Raw genomic sequence first — 2,522 nt, forward strand, 5'->3', positions numbered from 1 at the left:
GTCCGGTCCACCGCCGGGCGGGCGCCGCCGTCGTCGTACCCCTGACCTGGCAGGACGACCGGTACGGGCGTACGGTGTCCGGCAACGCCCGGCGCGATGCGGCGTCGGGACCGTCGCGCAGGAGGCAACCGTGCAGGACCGCACCCCTCGTCCCGAGGAGCTGGACCCCGTCGAGCGGATCAGCGTCGACGAGCTGCGGGCCCGGCAACTGGAGCGGCTGCGCTGGTCCCTGCGGCACGCGTACGACAACGTGCCCCACTACCGCCGCGCGTTCGAGGCGGCCGAGGTGCACCCGGACGACCTGCGCGAGCTGGCCGACCTGGCCCGGTTCCCGTTCACCGGCAAGGCCGAGCTGCGGGAGAACTACCCGTTCGGGATGTTCGCGGTGCCCCGGGAGCGGATCGCCCGGCTGCACGCCTCGTCCGGCACCACCGGCCGGCCCACCGTGGTCGGCTATACCCAGAACGACGTGCGGACCTGGGCCCGGTTGATGGCCCGGTCGATCCGCGCCGCCGGCGGCCGCCCCGGCGACCGGGTGCACGTGGCGTACGGCTACGGCCTCTTCACCGGCGGGCTCGGCGCGCACTACGGCGCCGAGGAACTGGGCTGCACGGTCATCCCGGTGTCCGGTGGGATGACCGAGCGGCAGGCCATGCTGATCCGCGACTTCGCGCCGGAGGTCATCATGGTCACCCCCAGTTACATGCTGGCCATCGTGGACGAGCTGGAACGCCAGGGAGTCGACCCCAGGGCCACCTCGCTCCAGGTGGGCATCTTCGGCGCGGAGCCGTGGACCGAGGACATGCGCCGGGAGATGGAGCAGCGGCTGGACATGCACGCCGTGGACATCTACGGGCTGTCCGAGGTGATGGGCCCGGGGGTGGCGGTCGAGTGCGTGGAGACGAAGGACGGCCTGCACCTGTGGGAAGACCACTTCTACCCGGAGGTCATCGACCCGGTGACCGGCGCGGTGCTGCCCGACGGGGAGCAGGGCGAGCTGGTGCTCACCTCGCTCACCAAGGAGGCGATGCCGGTGGTCCGCTACCGCACCCGCGACCTGACCCGGCTGCTGCCGGGCACCGCCCGCACCATGCGCCGGATCGAGAAGATCACCGGCCGGACCGACGACATGATGATCGTGCGCGGGGTGAACGTCTTCCCCACCCAGATCGAGGAGCTGATCCTGCGTACCCCGGCGCTGTCGCCGCACTTCCAGTGCGTGCTGGACCGGCAGGGCCGGATGGACACGCTCACCGTCAAGGTGGAGCGCCGGGTCGGCGTCCCCGAGGACGAGGCGGAACGCGCCGGGGCGGCCCTGGTGCAGCAGGTCAAGAACACCATCGGGGTGAGCGTGGCGGTGCAGGTCATCGAACCGGACGGAGTGGAACGGTCGATGGGTAAGATGCGCCGGATCGTGGACCAGCGGCGGGGGCACTGAGGTGGGGGAGCGCGACGGCCGCCGTAGCGCGGCGCACGACATGTTCGACGCCGACGTGGCGTCCAAGGGGCTCGGCATCGAGCTGGTCTCGGCCGGGGACGGCGCGGCGGTGGCCCGGATGCGGGTCACCCCGGCCATGCTGAACGGCCACGCCATCGGCCACGGCGGCTTCGTCTTCCTGCTCGCCGACACCGCGTTCGCGCTGGCCTGCAACAGCCACGGCCCGGCCACCGTGGCCGCCGGCGGGGAGATCAGCTTCCTCCGCCCGGTCCGCGAGGGCGACCTGCTGGAGGCCCGGGCCGCCGAGCGGGTCCGCTACGGCCGCAGCGGCATCTACGACGTCACGGTGTGGCGGGACGACGAGGTGGTCGCCGAGTTCCGCGGCCGCAGCCGCACCATCGCCCGCGACTGAGGCGCCGCGGGCTGGCGCGCCGGCCGGCCCTGTCGGAGGGATGCGACAGGATGGGCCCATGGCACACATCCTGCTGTTGCACTCGGTGTACGGGCTGCGGCCCGCCGTGCTCGCCGCCGCCGACCGGTTCCGCGCCGCCGGCCACCAGGTCAGCACTCCGGACCTGTACGGGGTGCCCGCCACGGACACCGTGGAGGAGGGCTTCGCCCTGCTGGAGAAGGTGGGCCGGGACGTGGTCCTCGACCGGGCCCGCGCGGCGGCGGCGGGGCTGCCCGCCGAGACCGTGCTGGCCGGCTTCTCGATGGGTGCCGGGGTGGCCGGGGCGCTGCTCGCCGAGCGGCCCGAGGCGGCCGCCCTGCTCCTGCTGCACGGCACCGGGGGCGCGCCGGAGTCGGTCCGCCCCGGGTTGCCGGTCCAGCTGCACCTGGCCGACCCCGACGAGTACGAGCCGGACGACGAGGTCGCGCAGTGGCGGCAGGCGATGACCGACGCCGGCGTCGAGCTGTCCGTGTACCGCTACCCGGGTCCCGGCCATCTCTACACCGACCCCGACGTGCCCGACCACGACCCGCCGGCGGCCGCGCTGACCTGGGACCGGGCGCTGGCCTTCCTCGCCGGTCGCTGACCGTCGCCGGGTCGACGCCGTGGCCGGAGTGGCCCCGTGCCCGCTCC

3 protein-coding genes are annotated in these 2,522 nt (G+C 73.9%); all 3 read left to right on the forward strand.

Annotated elements, in window-relative coordinates; genetic code table 11:
• Positions 1 to 130: 130 nt before the first annotated feature.
• The 3 genes from paaK to ACWEVO_RS34875 are packed head-to-tail and all read left to right on the forward strand — an operon-like array spanning position 131 to position 2,475.
• Positions 131 to 1,438 (forward strand): phenylacetate--CoA ligase PaaK, encoded by a 1,308-nt coding sequence (paaK, locus tag ACWEVO_RS34865; protein WP_452311667.1) that lies wholly within the window; start codon positions 131 to 133, stop codon positions 1,436 to 1,438.
• A gap of 40 nt (positions 1,439 to 1,478) precedes the next feature.
• Entirely contained in the window at positions 1,479 to 1,850 is a 372-nt protein-coding gene (gene paaI, locus ACWEVO_RS34870; RefSeq protein WP_452311669.1) for a hydroxyphenylacetyl-CoA thioesterase PaaI, read from the forward strand.
• A gap of 58 nt (positions 1,851 to 1,908) precedes the next feature.
• On the forward strand, positions 1,909 to 2,475 hold the full coding sequence (locus tag ACWEVO_RS34875) for a dienelactone hydrolase family protein (RefSeq protein ID WP_452311668.1): 567 nt from the start codon (positions 1,909 to 1,911) through the stop codon (positions 2,473 to 2,475).
• The last annotated feature ends 47 nt before the right edge of the window (positions 2,476 to 2,522 follow it).

The sequence above is a fragment of the Micromonospora sp. NPDC003776 genome, assembly GCF_053605645.1.

Bases quoted from the DNA above. Each gene is read 5' to 3' on its own strand.
- paaI (WP_452311669.1), top strand. From the start codon at position 1,479: ATGTTCGACGCCGACGTGGCGTCCAAGGGGCTCGGCATCGAGCTGGTC.
- ACWEVO_RS34875 (WP_452311668.1), top strand. From the start codon at position 1,909: ATGGCACACATCCTGCTGTTGCACTCGGTGTACGGGCTGCGGCCCGCC.